General features: G+C 35.6%; 26 protein-coding genes. 8 read left to right on the top strand and 18 right to left on the bottom strand.

What is annotated here, in order from left to right; all coding sequences use genetic code 11:
• Positions 1–28: 28 nt before the first annotated feature.
• The 5 genes from IEV84_RS06785 to IEV84_RS06765 all read left to right on the top strand — a co-directional run bounded on the left by IEV84_RS06785 (position 29) and on the right by IEV84_RS06765 (position 3181).
• Positions 29–598 (top strand): RNA polymerase sigma factor, encoded by a 570-nt coding sequence (locus IEV84_RS06785; protein ID WP_188493534.1) that lies wholly within the window; start codon positions 29–31, stop codon positions 596–598.
• Between the two features lie 59 nt (positions 599–657).
• Positions 658–1176 carry a hypothetical protein gene (locus tag IEV84_RS06780; protein ID WP_188493533.1) on the top strand — a complete coding sequence of 173 codons (519 nt, stop codon included), beginning with the start codon at positions 658–660 and terminating at the stop codon, positions 1174–1176.
• Between the two features lie 11 nt (positions 1177–1187).
• Complete coding sequence (locus IEV84_RS06775; RefSeq protein WP_188493532.1) at positions 1188–1613, top strand: hypothetical protein; 426 nt, start codon at positions 1188–1190, stop codon at positions 1611–1613.
• A gap of 73 nt (positions 1614–1686) precedes the next feature.
• Positions 1687–2559, top strand: coding sequence for a hypothetical protein (locus IEV84_RS06770; protein WP_188493531.1), 873 nt, complete (start codon positions 1687–1689; stop codon positions 2557–2559).
• A gap of 121 nt (positions 2560–2680) precedes the next feature.
• Entirely contained in the window at positions 2681–3181 is a 501-nt protein-coding gene (locus tag IEV84_RS06765) for a hypothetical protein (protein ID WP_188493530.1), read from the top strand.
• A 183-nt stretch (positions 3182–3364) separates the two neighbouring features.
• Here IEV84_RS06765 and IEV84_RS06760 read toward each other — a convergent pair whose 3' ends face one another.
• The 18 genes from IEV84_RS06760 to IEV84_RS06675 form a co-directional block, all read right to left on the bottom strand.
• Positions 3365–3838, bottom strand: a complete 474-nt coding sequence (locus tag IEV84_RS06760; RefSeq protein ID WP_188493529.1) for a hypothetical protein — start codon at positions 3836–3838, stop codon at positions 3365–3367.
• Between the two features lie 335 nt (positions 3839–4173).
• Positions 4174–5082 carry a hypothetical protein gene (locus IEV84_RS06755; protein WP_188493528.1) on the bottom strand — a complete coding sequence of 303 codons (909 nt, stop codon included), beginning with the start codon at positions 5080–5082 and terminating at the stop codon, positions 4174–4176.
• A 231-nt stretch (positions 5083–5313) separates the two neighbouring features.
• Complete coding sequence (locus IEV84_RS06750) at positions 5314–6108, bottom strand: alpha/beta fold hydrolase (protein ID WP_188493527.1); 795 nt, start codon at positions 6106–6108, stop codon at positions 5314–5316.
• Between the two features lie 389 nt (positions 6109–6497).
• Positions 6498–7100, bottom strand: coding sequence for a DUF4145 domain-containing protein (locus IEV84_RS06745; protein ID WP_229732627.1), 603 nt, complete (start codon positions 7098–7100; stop codon positions 6498–6500).
• A gap of 86 nt (positions 7101–7186) precedes the next feature.
• On the bottom strand, positions 7187–7588 hold the full coding sequence (locus tag IEV84_RS06740) for a hypothetical protein (protein ID WP_188493525.1): 402 nt from the start codon (positions 7586–7588) through the stop codon (positions 7187–7189).
• 307 nt (positions 7589–7895) lie between these two features.
• Positions 7896–9395, bottom strand: coding sequence for an FGGY family carbohydrate kinase (locus tag IEV84_RS06735; RefSeq protein ID WP_188493524.1), 1500 nt, complete (start codon positions 9393–9395; stop codon positions 7896–7898).
• A 333-nt stretch (positions 9396–9728) separates the two neighbouring features.
• Complete coding sequence (locus IEV84_RS06730; RefSeq protein WP_188493523.1) at positions 9729–10703, bottom strand: ABC transporter permease; 975 nt, start codon at positions 10701–10703, stop codon at positions 9729–9731.
• 2 nt (positions 10704–10705) lie between these two features.
• Positions 10706–12196 (bottom strand): sugar ABC transporter ATP-binding protein, encoded by a 1491-nt coding sequence (locus IEV84_RS06725; RefSeq protein ID WP_188493522.1) that lies wholly within the window; start codon positions 12194–12196, stop codon positions 10706–10708.
• 1 nt (position 12197) lies between these two features.
• Complete coding sequence (locus IEV84_RS06720) at positions 12198–12812, bottom strand: DUF2291 domain-containing protein (RefSeq protein ID WP_188493521.1); 615 nt, start codon at positions 12810–12812, stop codon at positions 12198–12200.
• A gap of 1 nt (position 12813) precedes the next feature.
• Complete coding sequence (locus tag IEV84_RS06715) at positions 12814–13734, bottom strand: D-ribose ABC transporter substrate-binding protein (RefSeq protein WP_188493520.1); 921 nt, start codon at positions 13732–13734, stop codon at positions 12814–12816.
• Positions 13731–14687 carry a transketolase family protein gene (locus IEV84_RS06710; protein WP_188493519.1) on the bottom strand — a complete coding sequence of 319 codons (957 nt, stop codon included), beginning with the start codon at positions 14685–14687 and terminating at the stop codon, positions 13731–13733. The genes IEV84_RS06715 and IEV84_RS06710 overlap by 4 nt, the downstream gene beginning before the upstream one ends.
• Positions 14687–15526 (bottom strand): transketolase, encoded by an 840-nt coding sequence (locus tag IEV84_RS06705; RefSeq protein ID WP_188493518.1) that lies wholly within the window; start codon positions 15524–15526, stop codon positions 14687–14689. Before IEV84_RS06705 ends, IEV84_RS06710 begins: the two co-directional genes overlap by 1 nt.
• Positions 15527–15536: 10 nt before the next feature.
• Positions 15537–16940: an L-fucose/L-arabinose isomerase family protein gene (locus IEV84_RS06700; RefSeq protein WP_066328860.1), complete on the bottom strand. Its 1404-nt coding sequence runs from the start codon at positions 16938–16940 to the stop codon at positions 15537–15539.
• Positions 16941–16989: 49 nt separating this feature from the next.
• Positions 16990–17751: a DeoR/GlpR family DNA-binding transcription regulator gene (locus IEV84_RS06695; protein WP_066328861.1), complete on the bottom strand. Its 762-nt coding sequence runs from the start codon at positions 17749–17751 to the stop codon at positions 16990–16992.
• Positions 17752–18272: 521 nt separating this feature from the next.
• Complete coding sequence (locus IEV84_RS06690; protein WP_188493517.1) at positions 18273–18596, bottom strand: type II toxin-antitoxin system PemK/MazF family toxin; 324 nt, start codon at positions 18594–18596, stop codon at positions 18273–18275.
• The gene (locus IEV84_RS06685; protein ID WP_188493516.1) at positions 18587–18832 is read right to left on the bottom strand and encodes an AbrB/MazE/SpoVT family DNA-binding domain-containing protein; all 246 of its coding nucleotides are present in this window, start codon (positions 18830–18832) and stop codon (positions 18587–18589) included. Before IEV84_RS06685 ends, IEV84_RS06690 begins: the two co-directional genes overlap by 10 nt.
• A gap of 192 nt (positions 18833–19024) precedes the next feature.
• Positions 19025–19939, bottom strand: a complete 915-nt coding sequence (locus IEV84_RS06680; RefSeq protein ID WP_188493515.1) for a hypothetical protein — start codon at positions 19937–19939, stop codon at positions 19025–19027.
• Positions 19940–20123: 184 nt separating this feature from the next.
• Entirely contained in the window at positions 20124–20801 is a 678-nt protein-coding gene (locus IEV84_RS06675; protein WP_188493514.1) for a Crp/Fnr family transcriptional regulator, read from the bottom strand.
• A 109-nt stretch (positions 20802–20910) separates the two neighbouring features.
• Between IEV84_RS06675 and IEV84_RS06670 the strand changes: the two genes are divergently transcribed.
• The 3 genes from IEV84_RS06670 (at position 20911) to ccoN (ending at position 25891) form a co-directional block, all read left to right on the top strand.
• On the top strand, positions 20911–23301 hold the full coding sequence (locus tag IEV84_RS06670; protein ID WP_188493513.1) for a heavy metal translocating P-type ATPase: 2391 nt from the start codon (positions 20911–20913) through the stop codon (positions 23299–23301).
• A gap of 221 nt (positions 23302–23522) precedes the next feature.
• Positions 23523–23714 (top strand): cbb3-type cytochrome oxidase assembly protein CcoS, encoded by a 192-nt coding sequence (ccoS, locus tag IEV84_RS06665; protein WP_188493512.1) that lies wholly within the window; start codon positions 23523–23525, stop codon positions 23712–23714.
• Positions 23715–23716: 2 nt separating this feature from the next.
• Positions 23717–25891, top strand: a complete 2175-nt coding sequence (ccoN, locus tag IEV84_RS06660) for a cytochrome-c oxidase, cbb3-type subunit I (RefSeq protein ID WP_188493511.1) — start codon at positions 23717–23719, stop codon at positions 25889–25891.
• Positions 25892–25944: the final 53 nt, after the last annotated feature.

Raw genomic sequence — 25944 nt, 5'->3', positions numbered from 1 at the left:
TACTTTTAAAAATTAAATAAATTGAATTTTGGCTAGCGAAACCAATTTTATAAACCAATTGATTTGTGATAATCAAAGAGATGAAGCATTCAAAAAATTATTGGATCTTTATCAGGAACGTTTGTATTGGCATATTCGAAAATTAGTGATAACACATGAAAATGCTGATGACGTATTACAAAATACGTTCATAAGAATTTATAAAAGCCTGCCTAATTTTTCTCAAAAGAGTGCTTTATATACCTGGATGCACAAAATTGCTTATAATGAATCGCTTCGGTTTTTGGAGCAAAACAAAAACAAATACCATATTTCAATTGATGATGTGAATAAAAAGTATCTGGATAATTTAATGGAAGATACTTTTTTTGAAGGGAATGAACTTCAGGTAAAATTACAGCGAACACTTTCTGAATTACCCGAAAGGCAAAGACAAATTTTTAATATGAAATATTATGATGATTTGAAGTTCAGAGAAATTTCAGAGATTTTAGATATAAAAGAGGGAACCCTCAAAACATCGTATTACAATACTGTAAAACACATAGAAAACAACATTCTGAACATTGAAAATTTTTCTGATAAAGAGGTGAATTAAGAATCAGAACTGGAAATGAATACTATCACCGCAGGGTGTGTAACAAAATAAATGACATCATGAAAACATCAAAAAATATTAATTCGGATTTGAATTTGCACGAGTTGAACAACGAAAACCTGAAAAAAAAGCATTCTGAAGAACTTGGTTTGCATGTACCGGAAGATTATTTTGCTAAATCAAAAAGTGAAATTCTATCGAAGGTTTTAGTTAAGCAAGAATCTAAAATAATTCCAATGTACAGAAAAAGAAGTACATGGATAGTCGCAGCTTCTATTGTTTTAATTCTTGGGATAACGGTTTATAAACCATTTTCGGTATTGAATTTTAATGATTCTCCTACAGTGGTTGTGGATTCTGTTGTAAATACTTCAACCGAAAAAGTAGTTGTAACTGATTCTCCCGCTGTTTATTCAAAAGACAGTCAAACAGATGTTGTTTTAACCAAAGAATCAGGAAGTATTTCAACATCAAGTAATGTAAAATCTGTTGAAAATGATATTGTTGTCGAGTCATTATTTATGGAAGAAAATGAAATAAATGAATCGGTAAACAATTATATGTTAGAAGATATTTAAAATAAATTATAATGAAATTATTATATAAAATTAGTGTTATTCTGTTTTTTCTTTTTGGATTCTCCAATGTGGAGGCGCAAAACAGTGATGCAATTCCTAAGACATTAACAGCCGATCAGGCAGCATTGATTAAGGCGCAACGTGATTTAATTGTAGCCAATAGAGAGGCGTTTAAAGCGAGCCTTTCGGCAGAACAGCAGGCTATTTTAGCCAATCCAAAACTAAATGCTAAACAGCAGCAGGCTGCATTATTGTCTTCGTTAACCAATGACCAAAAACAACTTTTGGCTGATAGTAAGGAAAAAGCCAAACAGCTTAAAGAAGCATTCAGGAATTCGCTTACCGAAGAGCAACGCCAACAAATACGCTTACTGAATGAGCGAAAAATTAGGGAATCAGTTCAGGAATCCAGAAATCGTTTGCACAAACGAAACTAAATAAAAACAATTCAAAATAAAAGAAGTAAGTGGTTGAATATTTTCAATCACTTGCTGTTTAATAATGTTCCAGATGAAAAAAAACTTAACTTTATTATTCTGCCTTTCTGTTTTTTATATTTCTTTTTCTCAGGAAACGAAACCTAAAGAAAATAAAACCGATGCTCTTATTGATGATCTTTTAGAACAAAATCAAATTATTGATTCTTTTCTCGCATCATATTCTAAATATCAGTTTTTATATCTTACCGTAAATTATAATGACGACACTTATTTTTCGGGTAGGGATATAGGAATCGATCAATTCAACATCAGTCCCAGAGTTACATATTTACATTATTCCGGTTTATACGGAAGTGTATCGGGTATTTATTATAGTGAGTTTGATCCCAAATGGGATTTAACGACAGCAACAATTGGTTACGGGAAAAATTTCGGAAAAAAGAAAACCTATCGTTATTCCCTTTCTTATTCGAGATATTTTTATCACAATGATTTGGATAATTTATTTACTAATGATATCAGTGTTTCCATTGGAATAAAAAATAAAAAAAGAACTCTTGGAACGTCCTTGTCTGGATCTTACTTGTTTGGGAATGATGATTCTTTTCAAATCGCTTCAACCAGTTTTGTGGCATTCAACCTGTTTAAAACCACTAAGACCAAATTAGATTTCAGACCACAAATCAATTTGGTTGCAGGAAAACAAACAGTTGAACTTGCCCGTTCTTATATGCGTTTTGGACAATTAGTTACCGAGTACAGTGAAAATGATGTTTTTAGTATGATAAATACACAGCTAAATTTTCCATTGGAATTTAGTTATAATTCATTTGATGTTGGGGTAGGATATACCATTAATTTACCAACAGCAATAGGAGATGAGACAGATTTGAAGAGTACCGGTTTTTTTAATGTATCGATGTCTTATTTGTTTGATTTGTAGTTGTATTTTATAAGAACCGCTTTTTTTTATTTTGAAATAAAACTTTTTTAAAAAACAGGGGTCTAATAGAATGAACGTTCAACAATAACATATTAATAAATTATTTTAAAAAATAGTAAAGATGAAAACATTAAAATCAATTTCCGTATTCGTATTCTGTCTTTTTTTAGGGCTTTCCAATGCAAAAGCACAAGACACAACTCCTACTACTGATACAGCACCAACTACAGAAGTTACTACGACAACAGAAGTAACGGCAGAGACAGATAGTCATGGTGCGGTATTAACAGCAGATCAGGTAGCACTTTTAAAAGCTCAAAAAGATTTAATTGCTGCTAATAGAGAAGCATTTAAAGCATCACTTACAGAGGCACAATTAGCTATTTTAGAGAATACTGATTTGAGTAAAAAGGATATTTTTGCCGCTTTGGCAGCTACTTTTACAGCTGAACAACGAGCTATAATTACTGCTAATAAAGAAAGTGTGAGAGCTTTAAGAGAAGAGTTTAGAAGTACGCTTACTTCTGAACAACGCCAACAGTTAGGGTCTTTAAACAATGCTAAAGCAAGAGATGTAGAAGCAATTGTGGAACTTAAAGGACGTGGCAATAAGAGAAACTAAATTTTAAGCGTTTTGCTGATAATATAAAAAAGGAATACTGTTTTAAACGGTATTCCTTTTTTAGTTTATAGTGAAATTGTTTCAGTGTAAAGAATAGAAGTTTTGATTTGAACTCCTGTAGTATTGTCTTTGTTTTTAAGCGATTGTTATTGTATTTCTCTCAATGAGTCGTTTTATAATTTTTTATTTATTATACGAAAAAGTGGTAGCCCAATCGGATGTTTTTATGGCCGATACTAAATTTTCAGAATTCATAAAAACACGCAGTTCTTTGTTGGCTACTTTTTTAGAATACAAAGCCTTAAAACGATAGATTGTTGTTTGGTCTTTGGTGTTTTGGTAGACTTCTGCTAATTCCAAATCTTTGAAAGTGCCGTACCATTGTCGGTATTTAGTACAGGTTTTGGAGAGTTTTTCAATAGTGATATTGTTGATGACTGATGTTGTGGCTTCGCTGGTTGTAAATGGCTTGAATTTAGAAGTATTACAGGTCATTAAAACACGTTTTCCTAATTCGTAGGCTTTATTTTTTTGACCGCTATTAATTTGGTTCAAAGTTAGTTTGACAACTTCATCTGTTTTTTCACTTTGAGTAACTTTTTTTGATTTACATCCAGCCAGAACGATTATACTTAAGATTACAATTAGTTTCTTCATTTTATTTAATTTAAAAAACTAAAGTAAAATAAAAATAATCAAGCTAAAAAAATCAGTCAGTTTTATAACTTTAAATTAGGAAACTTTAGGATTTTTTTTGGAAATTAATAGCTAATTATTGTCAACTGACTAGTAAAAAACGAAATGTTGTGTTTTTAAATAAATACCAATATAGAGCTGCTATTGAATTGATTAAGTTGTTGACTAGTATTGGTTTTTTGTGTTTTTGTGAAGTATGACTCCCGCTGGAAACAACTTGTATTGCTGTGGTAAGATTTTATTGAGAAACACCCGCCTTTGGAGTGTGCCCGACAGGCGGGGTGGTTTATTTGCTATTATACACCTAAATTCGGCAGTACAAAAGATTTGGTATTTTGATGCAATCGTATCCATAAGCCCGGATTGGTATTTAATTGTTCCAAAGCTTCCTCTTTGTTGAAACTCAATTTGGTGTTAAGTACGTTAGCATAAGTTTTAACTTTAGCAGGAGCTGAATCGGCATCGACTACAGACTGAACAATCTTTTTGGCCTGTAAAATGGCAGCCGGTCCTAAAGTCAGAATATACTGAGCCGCTCTACATTCCATTTCATCGCTTTCATTGACAAGACTTCCACCGGCTTTAAACTTGCTAATGTGGTGTTCTAAAATACTACTGGAAATTGGGATAATACCTGCAATATGTTGCGGTTTTGCTCCCGAAAAAGGTTTGATGTAGGCAAGGTGAGAGGCCTCATTTTCTTCCGGTCCATGACCAATAAAAAAGATATCCAAACCACCCAACTCTTCCAGTTTATTCAAATAGGCAATCAAAGCCGACTCGATATCCTGAGTATCGGTTTGCATAGGTGTAAAGCTTTTTATTTTTTTGAAAAAAGCCTCTCCTAAAATACGCTCAAAATCTCTCACAAAACTAAAGCTATTTTTCATTCCCAAAGGAGCCAAGGCATCCTGAGTAAACACATTTAATCGGCCCAATAACTCATCCTGTTCTGATGTTTGGGCTAAGGCTCCCAGCAAACGGTGTAACTCCTGAGCTCCTCGGCCACCCAGCAGCGCAATATTAATATCGCCTTCTTTAGATTGTGCCGTTTTGTATAGTTCCTGTAACATGGCTTGTCCCACCTCGGCTTCAGTACCAAGAACAATTGGTTTTACGCCATAATCCGTAATATTAAATTCGGTTTGGTTATTTTGAGACAACCATACATTTTCGTTGTCTATTTCTCTCGTAAATTTAGTCATTGTATTGTTTTTTATTGTAAATCGTTCTTTTCAGAAAACGAGTATTTCGAGGAACGAAAATAGGAATAAAAAAGCTATTTTACAGCATTTTCAAATCTTAGCAGAATTTATTTGGCGCAATGTCACATCGAGAGCAGTCGAGATGTTTTTTGTGTTTATTAGAGATTCTCAACTGCTCTCGAACGAACAAAGGATAGCAGTTTGCCCTTTTTCTGTTCGTATTTTTAAGTATTATTTATTTAGGAATTTTTCAATCATTGGAATTACAAGTTCACTTTCCTTAAAATCAGCTGTTATTGTTGTGATTTCTCCAATATATTGTCCGTGTCCACCCGGAATGATTGCTAATTCAGCGTTTGCAATTTGTCTGTGCAATTCAATAGCGTGTTCCGGAGTGATAATGTCTTTGTCGCCAATAATGATTAAAGTAGGTGCTTTAATAGATTTAATTTGCTCGTCCGGAATGTCTTTGAAGTTTAGCATTCTCTTGGCATCCCTGTCGTGCATAACTTGTAAACCATTGGCATCTGCGGCTACTTTTTTGTAGCCCACTTTTAAAAGTTCGGGCATGTTTTCCAATTTGGCATTTTCCATAAATTCCCAAAACCATTCAGGAACTCCGTTTCGTTTGGCAAGTGCTGAAGCTAAAATTATTTTGTCAACTGCTTCAGGGTGGCGAATAGCGATTTGTAATGTAGTTGTCCCACCATTGCTAAAACCTAAAAAGTCTGCTTTAGTAATCTTTAAATTTTTAAGAAATTTGGCAACATCGTCTGCGTCCTGTTCAAATGATAGGTCCGCATTTCGGTCATTTGTACGTCCGTGAGCCTGAAGTTCAACAGCAATTACTAGTCTGTTTTGGGCAAGTATCGGAATGATTTTTTCAAAATTGGTCTGAATTGTTGAACCACCACCGTGAATTAAAACAATGGGTTTTCCCTGTCCGTGGATTTCATAATACATTTTCAGACCATTCACTTCAGAATATCCATTTCTAAAAGTCAAACTGTCGCTTGTTGCTGCCATATTTTTAGCTGTATTTTTTGTTTTGTTGCTGCATAAAGTCAATATGAAAATCGTCAACACTAAATAGATAATTGTGTGACGAAGTCGGGAGACTTCACCTGAGCTGGGATTTAACAAATTTAATAAACCTTACCGTAATCTTGTCATGCTGACGAAGGAAGCATCTCATTAGGTAACTCTATAAAGTATTCGATTGCTCACTGTTGTGGGCACGGAAAACATTTCCGCGCTATCGTTGCGTTGATATATCCGCGCGGTCGGGATAGTATCTCATTAAGTAATGTTTTAATTTACCGCATTGCAAATGCTACGATTTGTTTTTTAATGTAAGTAGGCACTCGTTGTAAACGAGCGCCAGTGGGGGGCCAAACGCCTGTTAGCGGTAGTTTTTATTTCTTTTTAAGTTCGTCTTTCCGTTCAGCGAGTTCGACAATAGCTTTTAATTTCAGTTCTCGTTCATGACGATGAATATACCACTCTTCAAATAGGAGTTCAATTAATTGAAGCAATAAAAATGCTTCTTCTGGGTCAACATCAATTATCAAGTTGATGTCCTTTTCCATATGAGCACCAATATTTCCAACTTTGCGAACTGAATCAATAGACTTCCAAGTAAGTGGGTCTACCTTATCTTCAATAGCATTTATTTCGTCAACGAGTCTTGCTTTAGAAATACCCCAAAAATCACGAATTATGCCTTGTAAGCAACGTCTTGAAAGTGTAGCAGATGCTTTTGGACTTAGCTCAAGAATTTTAGCCGCTTCTTCATAATCGTTTCTAAGAACTTTTGGAATGTAGTCGGGGAATACTTTGGCGTAAGAATCTGGAAGTAGTCGCCAATGTCTTATTAACTCACCTGTTTCCCAAATATTTGGTCTCCAATTATATTCAAACAATGCTGCTATCAAAGTGATTTTTTTGCAGTCTTCATTTGGGCAAACTATCCACTCATTTCGAATTAGTCTATTTCCTTCAGCATTTTTAATTGTCATTGAATTTTCAGAAGAACTGAAATTATCATTATTGATAGTGGTCCTAGTGTTGCAGTGAGGACATGTCCAGTTAAAAGCCATGGTATTTAATTTATTTTTCTTCCGTAAACTGTAATTTTAATATTGGGAATAATATTTAGTGTTATTCCTTTTCCTAGGCTTATACTAAAGCTAGATTTTTTTACTATTCGCCCATTTGAATCATAAAATGTTCCTGAGGAAGAATAAGCAATTTTTCCATTGTCGTGATAAGCTGTTCCAGATGATGAATAAGCAATTTTACCATTTGAATGATAAGCAGTGCCTGAAGATGAATATGCTATCTTTCCATTGTCATGATAAGCAGTCCCAGATGATGAATAAGCAATTTTTCCATTGTCATGGTATGCTGTTCCTGATGATGAATAGGCTATTTTACCATTGTCATGATAAGCAGTTCCGGAGTCACTCCATTTTATTTTTCCGTTTTCATGGTATGTTGTTGCCATAAGTTTATTTTTTAATTATTGAGTTGGTTCATGTAAGTGTTTCGTCCTAAAATTACCGCTAACTAGTTTATACACGCATAAACTAAACTAGTTTTACTCTAATCTGGAATGTTATGCGCATGCTTTTATATTAATTCATGCGTATTATTTTTTACGCTACACAAAAGTAAAAATATTTCTTACATACACAAAAACAGCCGCTTTAAAAACGGCTGTAAATGGGTATTATATATTTTCTGAAAATCTGTTTTCTGCTTTTTATATTTTGAAGTCTGAAATCTGCCTTCTGCGTTCTGCCTTCTCAATTCTAAAATTTAGCAATTTTTTCCTTCCAACCCTTATAACCATTAGTTGGTAAATCGTTACTAGTGTTAGCTAAAACCTGTTCGGTTTGGCTTTTATTAATTGCCGAAAGTTGTTCAATACTTTCATAAACACCACTTTTTAATCCGGATAAATAAGCTGCTCCCAAGGCAGAAACGTCCGGGTTCTTTTGTTTGTTTAATGGAATCCCTAATAAATCGACAAGGAAATGAATTACAAATTGATTTTGGGTCATTCCTCCGTTTACCGATATTGATTTTAATGCGGCCTGCATGTCTTTTTCCATTGCCTGCACTACATCTTTTATTTGGTACGGAATACTTTCCAAGGCGGCTCTGACAATATGATTTTTAGTGGTTCCAAAAGTCATTCCTTCAATAGAAGCTTTACGGCTCATTTGCCAGTGTGGTGCTCCCAGTCCGCTGAAAGCAGGAATCAAGTAAACACCTGCATTGTCATTTATAGCTGTTGCCATGGCAGCGGTTTCGGCAGGAGAGGAGAACAATTGCAATTCGTTTTTAAGCCATTCAATAGTCGAACCACAGGAAACGATGGCTCCTTCCAGTGCATAATCCACGCGGTCTTCGGTACTCCAGCAAATCGTAGTCAACATTCCCGAGTTAGATAAAACAGCTTTGTCGCCAATATTCATCATAATCGAACTTCCGGTTCCCAGAGTGACTTTGGCAGTGCCTTTTTCGAAACAGCCTTCTCCAAAAGTCGCCGCATGCGAATCGCCAATCAACGATGTCATCGGAATAGAAAAGTTTTGATCTAATTTTAAAATTTCACTCCAATTTACTGTTCCAAAATCATGGGAAGAAGGGCAGGGTTGCGGTAAGTTTAAATTAGACAATCCCCATTTTTCAAGTATTTCAGCATCCCATTGTAAAGTATGGATATTGAAAAGCAAGGTTCGGGACGCATTGGTATAATCGGTTTTGAATTGGGTTCCATTACTTAGTTTATACAAAAGCCAGCAGTCCACCGTTCCGAAATATACTTCTCCGTTGGTTACTTTTTGTTTTAATTCGGAGTCGTTTTCCAAAAGCCAAAGCAATTTGGTTCCTGAAAAATACGGGTCTAATAACAAACCTGTTTTTAGTTTGATAAAATCATTTTGCCCTTTTTCGATTAAATCCGTACACACATTTATCGAACGCTTGCAGGCCCAAACTACCGCCGGAGCCAGGGCTTTTCCGTCTTTGTCCCAAAGGATAAAAGTTTCCCTTTGATTGCTGATACCACAGGAAACAATATCGGAAATATTCAGACTTTTTTTTGTGAAATCGTTCAGACATTCGGTTACCGAATCCAATACATTTTGAAAAATGGCTTCGGGATTTTGTTCGACAAAACCATTGTCAAAATAATCGGTTTTTAAATCGACGCTGCCTTTGGCTGCAGCCTGACCTGATTCGTCAAAAAGTATGGTTTTGGTACTGCTGGTACCCTGGTCTATCGCGAGAATATATTTTTTCATTTTCAATTATAAATCAAATTGTTGTTGTGATGTTGTCCTTAGCTTCCGCAGTCGAGTGTCAAATGTTTGAAGAATGCGTAAAAAGAAAAGCTGTTTGAGCGTAGCGAGTTCTTTTCTTTTAGCATTCGAAAACTAATTTGACCGACGAGGAAGTGTAAGACTTGATTTTTTTGTTTCTTTTTTGATCAAGCAAAAAAGAAAAATATTTAAAATAATTTCAGTTTTGAAAGCACTTCGACAAGCTCAGTGTGACATTGTTTTACCATTAAGAAGTTAAGGAGCATTGAGCCTAAATTTTCTTAATTTCTTAATGGTGAAAAAGAATAAAATGTTTTATTTATTTTTCTGATTCATTTTGTCAATAATCACCGCCAATAAAATAACGATTCCTTTTACTACCTGCTGCCAAAAAGGCGATACATCCAGTAAAACCAGTCCGTTATTTAAAACTCCAATAATTACAGCACCAATAACAGTTCCTGCAACGGTTCCCACACCGCCTGACAGTGAAGTACCACCGATAACCACCGCTGCAATGGAATCCAGTTCGTAACTCATACCGGCATTCGGTTGGGCTGAGTTTAGTCTTGAAGTGACTAATATTCCACCTACAGCTGCCATCATTCCGGCAATTCCATAAACAGCTAATTTGATTTTATTGATGCTGATTCCAGATAAAAATGCTGCTTTTTCATTTCCTCCGATAGCATAAATGTATCTTCCGAAAGTTGTTTTTTTAGTTAAGAAAACAACAATCAGAACCATAAAGAGCGAAATCCAAACCGGTACCGGAATGCCTAAAATCCAACCCGATCCAATGAATTCAAATTCAGGTCCTAAATTAGAAATTGGGATACCTGCTGTATAAAGCATCGTTAATCCACGGGCAATGGTTAACATGGCCAGTGTTGCCACAAAAGGAGGAATGGAGAATTTAGTAATCACCCAGCCGTTGAAAAGACCTAAGGCCATTCCGATAAGTATGGCTGCTAAAATAGCTCCTAAAACGCTAAAGCCTACAAATAAATCCATGGATTCAAAAGAGAGTCCGCTTTTTAATAGTCCGGCGCAAATTGCTGCGGTAAGACCTAAAACAGAACCTACGGATAAGTCTATTCCTGCCATTAAAACCACTAAGGTCATTCCAACAGAAATACAAACATTCACAGAGATTTGTCTTAATACATTCCAAAGATTCGTGCTGGTCATGAATTTATCAGACAACAAACTGATAAACAGACACAAAAGAAACAGTGCAATCAACGATTGCGATTTTTTGATAATAGGGTGGTTTAAGGATATAGTCATAATTATTCAGGTAAGGCTGATTTTAATAATTTATCTTCATTGGCTTCTGCGGCTAAATAGGAAGCTTTAATCTTTCCTTCGGCCATTACTAAAATTCTGTCCGAAAGCGCTAGTATTTCGGGAATTTCAGAAGAAACTAAAATGATACTCATTTGGTTGGCTGCGAGATCTTTTATTAGATTGTAAATTTCATTTTTGGCGTTGATATCGATTCCGCGCGTTGGCTCATCCATCATTAAAATCTGAGGATTGGTTGCGAGCCATTTGGCTAAAACTACTTTTTGCTGATTTCCACCACTTAAATTCTGGCACAACTGCATTTCAGATGGTGTTTTGATGCGTAATTTTTCGATATAATCCTGTGACGAAGTTTTGTCTTTTGAAGGACTTAAAAGCCCAAACGTAGGCAAATTAGTCAGACTGATATTTTCAGCAATATCCATTCCCAACACTAATCCTTCGGTTTTACGGTCTTCGGTTACAAAAGCCAATCGGTTTGCAATGGCATCTTTCGGTTTTTTGTGAAAAGTGTTTTTCTCGTCAATTTCTAAAGCATACTCACTGTTTGAAGGGTGCATGCCAAAGATGGTTTCTAAAAGTTCGGTTCTGCCGGCTCCCATCAATCCAAATATCCCCAGAATTTCTCCTTTTTTTAATTCGAAAGAAATATCGTGAAGCAATTTTCTTTTCTTATCATTTGGATGCATCAGGTTGAGTTTGTCAACTTTCAAAATGGTGTTTGGAAAATGATTTGTGCTGTTTTTTCTTTCGATAAGCACATCACGCCCTACCATTTTCCGAATTAATTCCTGCTCGGTAGTGTCTTTCATTTCACCGGCATCAATGCTGTTCCCGTCTCTTAAAACGGTATAATGTTCAGCAATTTTGAATAATTCCTCCATTTTATGAGAAATGTAAACAATGGTTTTGCCTTCTTTTTTTAGCTCATAAATAATGCGGTGTAGGTTGTCTATTTCTTTGTCGCTCAGGGCAGAAGTAGGTTCGTCCATCAAAATCACATCGGCATTACAAAGCAGTGCTTTGGCAATTTCAATTAATTGTTGTTCTCCTACTTTCAGCTGTTGTACTAAGGTTTTCGGATTGACATTCAATTGAATTTTTTCAAAAATCCGTTTGGCTTCCGTTTCCATTTTTTGAGAATCCAAAAGTCCGAATGCAGTTTTAATTTCTCTTCCCAGGAATAAATTTTCGGTTACACTCAACTCAGGGATTAAATTCAATTCCTGATGAATAATAGCAATTCCGGCATTTTGTGCTTCTTTGATACTCGAAAAAGAAACCGTTTTTCCATTTAATTGAATTTCGCCATCGTATTGCGTGTAAACCCCTGTCAAAATTTTTAGCAAGGTAGATTTTCCCGCACCGTTTTCTCCCAATATGGCATTGACTTTGGCAGGATAAAATTTGAAATTGACCTGATTCAGTGCTTTTACACCCGGGAATTCTTTCGATATGTTAATTGCTTCTAACAATTTACTGCAGTTTAATTTGTGATGGAATAATTAAAAGATCGGTAAACAAAATTTGTTTTTTGCTTAATTTGATGGCTCCTGAAAACGAAATGCTGTCGCCAATTTTTACTTTTTTGATTTCTTTTGGTACAACTTCATTTCGAACAATATCATTTAAAGATTCTGAAACTTTGTTGAATTGAGCATTGGTTTTAAAATCGGTCAGTTTTACTAAGCCCGAAGCATCTCTTAAAGCATTCCCGAAAATGTATTTGGTATCAATGTAAACCACACCATTTTTTTCGTCAGCAATAGTGTAAATTCCGTCTTTGATATCGATGATTTTTCCGGTGCTTTTAATCATAAAATAAGCCGAATTTCCTATTCCAAGTCGGTTTCCGTATTTTTTAAATGCCTCATCCTGATTGGTTTTTACCGAAGCAATCAAATTGGTCAGAGCAATCGTTTTTTTGCTTTTCAGAATCCCTTTGTAGTAAATGGAATCAGCGTAAGCTTTAAAGTCGAAATTTTCCTTGTTTGCATTTTTGACATCACTCAGCTTTTTGAAATAAACTGAATTGTATCCTAAAATGGCAATGATTACGAAAGCTAAAATATATAAATACTTTTTTTTCATATTAATAGTCTTTAATGTTTGCTGCATTAACTAATTCAACTTCTACAGGAACTCTTTGAGGAAACACTTTTCTTCCTTTAAAATATTCATCTGCATATTGGGCAGCGGTTTGAGCCATCACTTTAGGAAATTGCATGCCTGTAGCCACAATTTTCTTTTCTCTGATTTTTTCAACAACATCGCTGGCACCATCAAATCCGAAAATTTTAACTTTAGTTTCTTTTCCAGCTGCTTGTAAGGCCTGAAAAGCACCCATTGCCATCGCATCATTACCACAAAAAACACCATCAATATCAGGATTAGCCTGAAGGATTGTTTCTAAAACTTCCATAGCTTTATTTCGGTCGAAATCGCCACTTTGTTGCGCTACCATCTTTAGGTTTGGAAATTTATCCACCACCGAATGGAATCCTCCTGAACGCGCCCAGGTGTTGTTATCACCCACCAAGCCCAGAATTTCTACATACTTTCCTTTTTCTTTTAATTCTTTTACAAATTCGATTCCGATAGCCACACAACCCGAATAATTGTCTGAAAGAATCTGGCTGGTAGCGGCATCATCGGCATTTACTTCTCTGTCCATGCAAAAAACCGGAATTCCGGCTGTTTTAGCCTTTAAGATATTCGAAATAGAACCGTCAGAATCAGTTGGGTTTAACAGAATTGCATCATAACCCGAAGAAATAAGGTTCTCAAAATTGTCCGATTCGATAGCAGGATTGTTTTGCGAATCGAAAATTTTGGCTTCATAACCTAACTTTTTGGCATTTTCAGCAGCTGATTCGGCCAGCATCACAAACCAGGGATTGTTCAATGTCGAAACCACAACTGCAATTTTAGGCTTTTCAGACTTCTCTTTCGAAGAACATCCAAAAACAAAAATTACAGTTAAAATAAGTAAGGAAAGCTGTTTTATCTTCATAGGTTGATTGTGTTTAAAGCAGTATTTTTTAATCCTTCGGCTGAAATACCATAATGATTGAAAATTTCGATTTGCGAACCCGAAACCGTGTGATCATCCGGTAATCCTACAATTTTGAATTTATTGGTAAAACCATTTTGGAATAATAAAGAAGCCACAGCTTCGCCCAATCCGCCATTTACAGAATGTTCTTCCACTGTAATAACTGGTTTTCCGTTGGAAGCAGAATCTAGTAATAATTCGGTATCCAAAGGTTTAATAGTGTGTAAACTGATGATTTTACAGGAGATATTATGCTCTTTTTTCAATAGTTTCGCTGCTTCCACACAAGGAAGTACGGCTTCACCAGTCGCAATAAACGTCAAATCGTTTCCTTCCTGAATGACACGTCCTTTTCCGATTTTAAAATCAGTTACCTCCGGATTCAGGTTGGCAGGCATTGTTTTTTTACCAAAACGCAGGTAAATTGGACTTTGCATTTCGGCTGCTTGTTTGATGGCTTCGGCAGTTTCAAAATTATCGGCTGGAGCTACAATACTGATGTTGTTAATGGCTCTCAAAACCGCATAATCGTGCAAACTATGGTGTGTGGTTCCTAATGCTCCATAACTCACCCCGGCACTAATACCGATAAGTTTTACGGGATTATCAGAATAAGCCACGTCATTTTTAATTTGTTCCAAAGCTCTTGCGGTAAGAAAACAAGCCGGGGAAACAGCAAATGCTTTTTTGCCCATGCTGGCTAATCCTGTGGCAACACCTACTAAGTTTTGTTCGGCAATACCTACTTCTACAATTTGTTCGGGATATTTTTGTCCAAAAGGAACTAATTTCCCTGAACCACGGGAATCGCTGGTAACAACGATAATATCTCGGTCTGTTTCGGCTAAATTTTGAAGTACTTCAGAAAACACTTCAAGGTTAGCGGCGTCAATTGTCTTTATTTCTTCCATTATTTCAAGCTGTTTTCAAGTTCTTCTAATTGTTTGTCTAATTCCTCAATAGCTAAATCGTATTGCTCTTTCGATGGAACACCGTGATGCCATTTCAATACGTTTTCCATATAGCTGATTCCTTTTCCTTTAACAGTATGCGCAATAATAAAGGTAGGTTTTCCATTTTCTAAAGGAAGCCCTCTGAAGGTTTCTAAAAGCTTTTCTATATTATGTCCGTCAACATGTTTTACTGCCCAGCCAAAGGCTTCCAGTTTTTGATCAATTGGCTCTAAGCCCATCACATCTTCGTTAGGAGCAGTAATTTGCAATTTGTTGTAATCTAAAATAGCGCACAGATTATCCAATTTATAATGTGCTGCAAACATCATCGCTTCCCAGTTAGAACCTTCGGCCATTTCACCATCTCCTAAAATGGTAAATACTTTAGCTTTCGAATTGTCTTTTTTGGCAGCCAAAGCAGCTCCAGCACAAATAGGCAAACCGTGACCTAAACCACCAGTATTTTGTTCAATTCCGGGAATAGATTTGGTAGGATGACCAATGTAAGGAGAGTTGTATTGGCAAAGTGTCAATAAATCTTCTTCGGGAAAAAAGCCTTTGTCAGCCAAAACCACATACAAAGCTTCCACACAATGTCCTTTACTCTGAATAAATCGGTCTCTGTCATTAGAACCGAAATTCTCAGGAGAAACGTTCATCACATCATTGTACAATACATTCAGAATGTCTAAAATAGAGAGACTTCCTCCGGTGTGACCCGCTTTGGCATTGTAGATATATTTGAGAATTTTTTTTCTGTTCTCAATGGATTTTCGTTTTAAATTTTCGATATACATCTTGATTTATTTAGTGTTTGTAAACTTCCCAACCCATGTAATTTCCAAGGGCTTCTTCTAAGATGGCTGCCGTTTTTGAAGCGTTCATTACCACGTGATGTTCAAATCCGTTTTTACAAACGTATTGCATCAATCCTTGTAAATCCGGGATTTGGGCTACGGCTCTGTTTCCAAAAGTGTTCAATTCGTCGTTAGTCAATTCACCTTCGCCAATGTAAACTTTGATGATTCCTTTAGGGTCATCAGTACTGATTCTACCATAAGTTAATGGCATAGCAGGCGTTCTTCCATCCAAAGCTCCATAAGTGTTTTCAACTCCCACAGTAGTTCCTAAGATAGGAGCAGTGCTCAATGAAATGTCCGGAAGGAATGATTTTGCCCAGTTTCCGCAGTGGAATAAAACGCATTTTTCAGGATCGTCAGCATAGTTGTTATTCCAGTCTACCAATGCACTTGGTGAACCGGAAGCCAATTGCATCGCATACATACTCAATGTACCTGTAACGTCCACCTCACAAGCACTTGGAAGCATGTTTTCGCTCATGATACTCATACTCGTACACACATTACAGCCATAGTTTTGTTGCAATGAAGTCCAACATTGGATTGCCGTGGCGTCTAAAGCGTATTCTTCCATGAAATCTTTCAGTACCACATCTAATTTTGCAATTTGAAGCATCGCTTCGTTAGGTGTTTTTCCCTGGGCAACGTAAGCGTTGATTGATTCCAGATGTTTTTTTACAGCCGGACTATCAGCCGTTAATTTGTTAGCTTTTCCTAAAATTTCAGATAAATCTACAGTGGTAACCGTGATACCGTTTCTTTGTAATATTTTTTCAGAATAACGAACCGTGTTAAAAGCACCCGGTCTTGCACCGATAGCACCAATACGTACATTACGCATTCCTTTTACCACTCGGCATACCGCAGTAAAGTCTAATAAGTCTTTTTGGAAAATAGGATCTGACGGACTCATTACATGCTGACTTGTCAATGAGTATTTGATACCGTATTGGTATAAATTGTTGCAAACGGAGATTTTTCCACACCAGGAATCACGACGGTTTACCACATTCATTTTTGTCAATTCATCCGGATACGCCTGAATTAAAACAGGAACATTTAAGTTGGCTAATTTTAAGGTGTCAGCTACTCCTTTTTCATCACCAAAATTAGGCAGTAAAACAAGTACTCCCATAATTTCATCCTGGTGTTTTTTGAATAATTCAGCACATTTTTGCGCTTCTTTATAGGTTTCGACACCGCCTAGTTTGGTATCAGTACTCTCTAATAAAATAGGTTTGATGTTTAATTTAGCAAAAACTTCAATGATTTCAAATCTTGCTTTTTCTACTAAACTGTCCGGGAAAAAATCTCTGTTTCCTATAATTACTCCTAATGTTGATGTTGCCATTGTGTTTGTTTTTATTTTCTTTTTGTATGTTTTTCTCTTTATTTTCTTTTTATGCTACGATAACTTCAATTTCATTATCCCTAAACACTTCTTTGTGTTTCTCTTCAATTCCGTTATCGGTAATGATGTAATCAATTAAGGATAAGGCGCCTAAACTGGCCAGGGCACTTTTGCCAATCTTTGTGCTATCAGCGACTAAATAAGTAACTTCGGCTGCATCAATCATGGCTTTTTTAACTACCAAGTCGCTGATGCTAGGGTAGGTAAGTCCTGATTTTAGGGAAATTCCCGCTGTGGCTAAGAATAGTTTTTGGACATTTAAGCCTTTGAAGAAATCGGCGGCTTTTTGACCGGTTAATGATAATGTAGGCGGTTTAAATTCGCCTCCGGTCATAATTACCTCAATATCAGGATCGGTTCCTAATAGTAAAGCAATGTTTAAAGCATTGGTAATTACGGTAAGTTGTTTGAGTCCTTTTAGTTTCTTGGCTATTTCAGTGGTTGTAGAACCCGAATCTAAAATGATGGTATCTCCGTTTTCAATAAATTCTAGGCATTTTTCAGCTATTGCCGATTTTTCTTCTAAATTTTCCTGACGTTGAAGCGAAAAGCTTCTCACTTGATCTTCAACGTTTTTAATACTTGCTCCGCCGTGTTCTTTTAAAATTAGCCCCTCACTTTCTAATTTTTCAAGGTCCTGACGAATAGTAACTTCGGTTACTTTAAATAATCTTGCGAGGTCTATTACTTTGGCAAAGCCATCTTCTTTTAAAAGATCCAGTATTTTCTCTCTTCGTTGATTTGGCAACATAATTTGTTTTCTTTTTGTATTAGTGTTAAAACAAATGTAAAAGAAAATAAACGAAAGAAAAAGAAAATAATAGTTAATTTTGGTTGAATGGATTAAATTTTAAGAAACAATTTTAAAATTCTAAAAAATAATTCGGTTTCGTTGATGGATTGTTATCGAATAATTAAGAATAACAGGTCGCTCCTACGGAGCTAAAAATCCGAAATACCCTCTGTTTCTATAAACAGAAAGTCCCGATGGGACTTTGACTAACTCCGTTAGGAGTGAAATATTTTTTAGAAAAAAAGAATCCATGCAAAGAAAGCTACATAGGAGCGGAGTTTTATTGACAGATTGTTATCCAGTAAAAAATGAAATAACAGTTCGCTCCTATGGAGCTAAAAAGCCGAAAAAACCTCTATTTCTATAAACAGAAAGTCCCAATGGGACTTTGACTAACTCCGTTAGGAGTGAAATGTTTGTAGAAAAAAAAGAATCTATGTGAAGAAAGCTCCATAGGAGCGTGCTGTTTTAAGGTGTTGTCAGTCAACAAATGTTTCTCTTAACGTTTCTTTGACTTTTGTGATTTCTTTTTCAGTCAAATTTCCTAGTATTTTAATTATTCTTTGCCTGTCAACCGTTCTGATTTGATCTAAAACAATCCAGCCTTTTTTCTTATCGTGATTGATTTCAACCCTGGTTGGATAAGCTTTGGAATTACTGGTCATAGGTGCGATGACAATTGTCTGCAAATACTTATTCATTTCGTTTGGCGAAATTATAACGCTTGGACGCGTTTTCTTCATTTCGCTTCCAATTGTTGGATCGAGATTTACCAGAACGATTTGATATTGCTTTAAATCCATTCTTCAAGATTTTCGTCTTCAAATACATCATCAATCATCAATTTATCATCGCCATTTTCATGCATTTTTTTAAATGCTTTATCCCAACCAGTTCTGGGTTCTGATTTTGGTTTTAAAATGATGTAACCTTTTTCTAAAATAAGTTCCACTTTATCTGTGATATTGTATTTTTCAAGTAAAGTTTTTGATAATCTTATTCCTTTTGAGTTTCCTATTGGTATAACTGAAACCTCCATAACTATATTTTTTTGTAAGTACAAAGTTATTACTTTATTTCGGGGTTTTTAATTGTGTATGAAGTTTTTACAATGGCATTGATATATTTGTTCAAGAATTATTTTTTTAGTGAACCGCGTTGCAAACGCTACGATGTGTCTATTCATGTAAGTAGGCACTCGGTGTAATCGAGTGCCAGTGTGTGTACGTTTTTATTTTGTTTTATTAAATTTTTTATTTGTTAATGATATGTAAGCTAACTCATTTCCTTTAAGATCTTCTCTTTCTTTGAATTGTGAAAAATTCACTTGTTGTTCCGCGATTTCGAAGAAGGGCTCAATCGCTTTATCAAATCTTAACCTCAATAGTTCGGATAAACCTTTAGGTAGTGCGGTAATAATTGTTTTAAATGTAATTAGCCTAGTGCTAATCTTATGTCGTTTCAGTGATTCAGTATATTGATATGAAAGGTATTGAATTTTGTCTTCAAGCTCGTTTGAACTCATATTTTCTGGTAAATCATTAATCCAGTTTTTTAAAGCAAGTAATTTTAATTGACTTTCACTATCACTTTTAAAATCAAAAATTTTTTCCCAAGAAGTACCTTCGCTTGGAAGTGGTATTGATTTATTAATTATGCTATATGCTTTCTCTTTAACTGTGTCAGTTCTCTCAAATGAAGATACATCATTTAAGTATGGTACAGTAACAACAGATTCGTTATTAATATTTACTATTTTAGACCACAATCGAGTATCTAATTCATTTATTTGCCAATAAATTTTATCACGCTCTTTTTCATCTGTTATTTCTGATATTTTAGCCTTGAGCTTCATTATATAATTAGCCATCTCCATATCATCAGTTGGAAACATAGCTGAACCTTTTTTCGCAAAGTTCATAAGTTGCTTTAACTCAATAAAGACACCTTTTTCGATTAAATACTCTACTTCATTTAATTGATTCTGAAAAAGGTCGTATTTCTTATATTGGTGTAATCCCTCAAGAAGGGTGTGAAGATTAAGCATACCAAGTTTATCATAAAGAAGTAAATCTTTTTTCAAATCAGAAATAGCATAAGGGTTCAGCCAAACACTTCCAAGAGGTTTTATTAAATATTTACTCATTTATTCTAAATTTCGATGTTTTTTCAAGTACACTACAACTTGTATATACCCGTTACAAAATAGCAACAATCTCCCCAATTCTAGAAGTATAGTCACTAATGAATAGTCGTATTTTTACCAAATATAGAAATAATATTTTTAGTACAAAAAAGAGAAAGCTATAACTTAGAAGAATAAAAAAACTTTATGCCATCTTTTTCAGCTGAGGAATATTTTTAAGAGTGATTTTTTTAGCTTTCAATTCGATTAAACCTAATTTATTAAAATCAGATAATAAACGAATACAGCTTTCGGTAGCGGTACCAATCATGCTGGCGAGTTCGTCACGGGTAAGTTGGATTTTTAAGCTGTCGTCTTCATTTTTGCCAAAGGTATCCTGAAGATAGATTAGGGTTTCGGCCAGACGTTGTTTTACGGTTTTTTGAGCCATATTGACCACAAGGTCGTCAGACTCTTTCAAATCACCACAAATGGTTCTCATGACATTCATAGAAAACTGATTGTTTTTGTCAAAGAATCCCATGATTTCACTTTTCGGGATAAAGCATACCTGCATATCTTCAAGCGCTACAGCACTTAGGTTCACAGGTTCTTCACTTATCATCGAACGTTGTCCTAACAGTTCTCCTTTGGTCACCAGTTTTACGATATGATCTTTTCCATTCGGACTCAATTTAGTCAATTTGCAAACGCCGTCTTTAACGCAAAAAATGCCATTGACATTTTCGCCTTCTTCAAAAATCACCTCTCCTTTTTTTACTAAGCGTGAGGTCTTGCATTCGGCAAGTTTTACTAATTCCTCTTTGTTTAGTGCTTTCAGGGAGCTGAATTCTCTAACGATACATTGTTCGCATTTGCTCATTTTGAATGGATGATTTGATTATTTGCAAAATTAATCATTTATATGATATATATCATATTTTATGAGCTGTTCCTTTAAGAATTTTGCATTAGGTAAAATGAGCAAAGTTATGGATACACAAAATTGTTTCCATTGTGGTTTAGATATTGTAAAAGAAGCTGAAATTCTATTTGACGCAAAAACATTTTGTTGCGCCGGTTGTAAAACGGTGTACGAAATTTTTAGTCTGAATGATTTGACTTCTTATTATGATTTCGAAAAATCACCTGGAGCCACTCCGCAGGAGATTAAAGGAAAATATGATTTTTTAGAAAATGAAAACATCGTTGCAAAATTATTGGAATTTCAGGAGGATACAACCGCTATTGTTTCACTTAGTATTCCTCATATACATTGTAGCTCTTGTATTTGGATTCTGGAAAATTTACAACGCCTTCAAAAAGGAATAAGCAATTCGCAGGTTAATTTTCCGGAGAAAAAAGTTCGAATTATTTATAATTCCAATGAAGTTTCACTGAGCGAAATAGTACAGTTGTTGTGCTCCATTGGTTACGAACCTTACATTAGTCTGGAGAATTACGAAACCACTAAGGCAAAAACAGACAGAAGCTTGACCTACAAACTTGGAGTTGCCTTCTTTTGTTTTGGAAACATCATGTTGCTTTCTTTTCCGGAATATTTTGAAGTGAAAGAATTTTGGCTGGACAACTACAAACCGTTTTTCAGATGGTTGATTTTTGCTTTGTCATTGCCTTCTTTCTTGTATTCTGCCAGCGGTTATTATGTTTCTGCTTATAAAAGTATTAAATCCGGAATGCTCAATATCGATATTCCTATTGCCTTAGGGATTGTTGTCTTTTTTATTCGAAGCACTGTTGATATTGTGATGGACTATGGTTCCGGTTTTTTTGATAGTCTGACCGGTTTGGTATTCTTTATGCTTCTGGGCAAAATGTTCCAAATAAAAACCTACAGTTTTCTGAGTTTTGAAAGGGATTTTAAATCTTATTTTCCGGTTGCCGTTACCCGAATCAATACCGATGCTTCCGAAGAAAGTGTTGCTGTTTATGATATTCAAAAAGGCGATCGATTATTAATTAGAAACCAGGAATTAATTCCGGTTGACGGAATCCTAATCAGTGAAAATGCGACTATTGATTACAGTTTTGTAACCGGAGAAGCCATTCCGATAAATAAAAAATCAGGAGATAAAGTCTTTGCAGGAGGAAAACAAATTGGGGAAGTAATCGAAATGGAAGTGTTGTTTTCGGTTTCTCAAAGTTATCTGACGCAGCTATGGAGTAATGATGTGTTCCAGAAAAATGTAGAGCAAAAACACAAAAATATTACCGACAGTATTTCGCGTTATTTCACGCCCATATTATTATTGATTGCTTTTGTGGGATTTGCTTATTGGATTTTTAAAGATGCCAATACAGCTTTTAATGTGTTTACTGCGGTATTGATTGTGGCTTGCCCTTGTGCTTTGGCTTTGACGGCTCCGTTTACATTGGGAAATGTATTGCGAATTGTAGGTAAGCAAAAGTTTTATCTTAAAAATGCCTTGGTAATTGAACAATTGGCAAAAGTAGATACGATTGTTTTTGATAAAACAGGAACAATTACGACCAATAAAAAATCCAATATTTCGTATGAAGGAGAGCCGCTTTCTGAAGCTAATTTGATTCGGATAAAATCAGTACTCAGGGCTTCCAACCATCCTTTAAGCCGAATGCTGTATGACTTTCTACCTGATGTTGGAAAGGTGAAAATTAGCGATTTTGAAGAAATCACCGGAAAAGGAATTCAGGCAAAAGTAGTGGGAAATTTTATAAGAATAGGTTCGGCGGCTTTTGCCGGAAATTCTGAAGAAAATAGTGGATTGCAAACTTCAGTTCATATCCAAATTAACGGTGAATATTATGGAAAATACATCTTTAAAAATGAATATCGGGAAGGATTAGAGCAGTTGTTTAACAGCTTGAAAAGTAAGTATGAAATCAAAGTATTGTCAGGAGATAATGCCGGGGAAAAGGCCGCTTTAGGGCAACTTTTACCTAAAAGTACCGAGCTTGTTTTTAATCAAAAACCGGAACAAAAACTGGAATTTATCAGGCAATTACAGGAATCCGGCAAGAATGTAATGATGGTAGGCGATGGTTTGAATGATGCCGGGGCTTTAGCTCAGAGTAATGTGGGGATTTCGATTTCCGAAAATGTGAATGTTTTTTCACCTGCCTGCGATGCTATTTTAGAAGCAAGCCAGTTTGAAAAACTGGATTATTTTTTAAAGTTTTCTAAGAAAGCTATGCTGGTTATCAAAATGAGTTTTGGATTGTCATTACTTTATAATGTAGTAGGCTTGACGTTCGCGGTTACAGGCAAATTAGAACCTTTGGTAGCGGCAATTATAATGCCTTTGAGTACGGTTACCATTGTGAGTTTTGTAACACTAATGAGTAATTATTATGCGAGGAAGTTAATTAAAGTTAGGAGTTAGAAAGCAGAAGGCAGAATTGAGAAAGCAGAAAGCAGTGAGAAACTTTGTGGTCTTTGTGCTTTTAAGCGCAATCAAGAGTAAAATTCTTAGTGCGCTTTGTGTTTAAAAAACAAGGCAGCATTAAGGAAGAAGAAAGAAATTATAATAAATAAGAGGAGTATGATAAATGTCATATTTTCTGTAAAAGGTCTAAAGTAATTTTGTTAACACAAATTTAAGGTATGAGTGTCATCTATTTATTAATCACTATTAGCATACTCGTAGCTATAGCCTTTTTGATTGCCTTTTTTGTGGCAGTGAAGAACGGGCAATATGACGACGATTATACGCCATCTGTCAGAATGCTTTTTGACGATGAAATTAATTTAAAAGCCAAAAAAGAAATACAAACAACTGAAGAAAAACAAAATTAATTATGGAAATGCAGCAGTTTTATTACGACAACAAAATTGTCAAAAAGTTCATTTACGCTACCATTGTTTTTGGGGTAGTAGGAATGGCTGTCGGACTTTTATTAGCAATCTTATTTTTATTCCCTAACCTGACTGATGGAGTTTCCTGGTTGAGTTTTGGTCGTTTAAGACCATTACATACCAATGCGGTTATTTTTGCTTTTGTTGGGAATGCCATGTTTGCGGGGATTTATTATTCTTTGCAACGTCTTTTAAAAGCAAGGATGTACAGTGATTTTTTGAGTAATCTTAATTTCTGGGGATGGCAATTAATTATTGTTGCTGCGGCAATTTCGCTTCCTTTGGGTTATACCACTTCAAAAGAATATGCTGAACTGGAATGGCCTATAGATATTGCAATTGCGTTGATTTGGGTTGTTTTTGGTATCAATATGATTGGTACAATTTTAAAAAGAAGAGAACGTCATTTATATGTAGCCATTTGGTTTTACTTAGCCACTTTTGTTACCGTTGCGGTGTTGCATATCTTTAACAGTTTGGCTTTACCGGTTTCAGGATTAAAAAGTTACTCTGTTTACGCAGGAGTTCAGGATGCTTTGGTGCAATGGTGGTACGGACATAATGCGGTGGCTTTTTTTCTGACCACACCCTTTTTAGGATTGATGTATTATTATATCCCTAAAGCGGCTAATCGTCCGGTGTATTCTTATCGATTGTCTATTGTACACTTTTGGTCTTTGATTTTCTTATATATCTGGGCGGGACCTCACCATTTATTATATTCTGCTTTGCCTAACTGGGCACAGAATCTAGGAGTTGTTTTCTCAGTAATGCTGATTGCTCCGTCTTGGGGAGGGATGATAAACGGACTCTTGACTTTGCGTGGAGCATGGGATAAAGTACGTATGGAACCGGTTTTGAAATTCTTTGTAGTAGCTATTACAGGTTACGGAATGGCAACATTTGAAGGGCCTATGCTATCTCTTAAAAATGTAAATGCGATTGCCCATTTCACCGATTGGATTGTTGCTCACGTACACGTAGGCGCTTTAGCTTGGAACGGGTTTATGGCTTTTGGAGTTATTTATTGGTTGATTCCCCGAATGACAAAAGGGCCATTGTACTCTCTAAAATTAGCTAATGTTCATTTCTGGATTGGGACTTTAGGGATTATACTTTATACGTTGCCAATGTATGTTGCCGGTTTCCTGCAAGCGTCTATGTGGAAACAATTTAATCCTGACGGAACGCTGACTTATGGTAATTTCTTAGAAACCGTAACTCAAATTATTCCAATGTATTGGATGCGTGCTGTAGGTGGTACTTTATACATTACAGGGATGTTTGTTTTGGTTTATAATGTTTATAAAACAGTTCAGGCAAATAATGCTGTTGAAGATGAACTGGCCGAAGCTCCGGCTTTACAAAAAATCAGCAGTGGAAGGGTAAAAGGAGAAAAATTCCACCCTTGGTTAGAAAGAAAACCTATCCAATTGACTATTCTGGCAACTGTGGCTATTTTAATTGGAGGAATTATTCAAATCGTTCCTACGATTATGGTAAAATCTAATATTCCAACAATTACAAGTGTAAAACCATATACACCATTAGAATTAGAAGGACGTGATTTGTATATCCGTGAAGGTTGTGTGTCTTGCCACTCTCAAATGGTGCGTCCGTTTAGAAGTGAGGTGGAACGTTACGGACCACAATCAAAAGCCGGAGAATTTGTTTACGATCACCCTTTCCTTTGGGGTTCAAAACGTACCGGTCCTGATTTGTTAAGAGTAGGAGAAAAATACAATGACAATTGGCATTTTAATCACATGTGGTCACCACAAAGTACTTCTGCAGGTTCTATTATGCCGGGTTATAAATGGTTGTTTGACAACAAAGCTCTGGATATTTCGGATATTGAAGGTAAGATGGAAGTGATGAAAACGCTGGGAGTTCCTTATACTGATGCTGAAATTGCGAATGCTCAAAACGCTATTAATAAACAGTCTCAGGAAATTGAAAACAGCCTGCATGCTGATCCTGATTTTGTTAAAAGTTATGAGGAAAGTAAAAAGAAAGCAGCTGCCAGAGGAGAAAAATTTGTTCCAATGAAGGATAGAGAAATTGTGGCTTTGATTGCTTACATCCAAAGATTAGGAACTGATATTAAAGTAAAATAATAGTTTAAAAATAGCTGGGAGGCTAAGGTTCTAAGTCGTTAAGATTTGGAATA

The sequence above is a fragment of the Flavobacterium palustre genome, from assembly GCF_014639535.1.
Classification (GTDB): Bacteria; Bacteroidota; Bacteroidia; order Flavobacteriales; family Flavobacteriaceae; genus Flavobacterium; species Flavobacterium palustre.
Note: the sequence above shows the minus strand (reverse complement) of the source record. Positions and strands in the feature narration are given on the sequence as shown.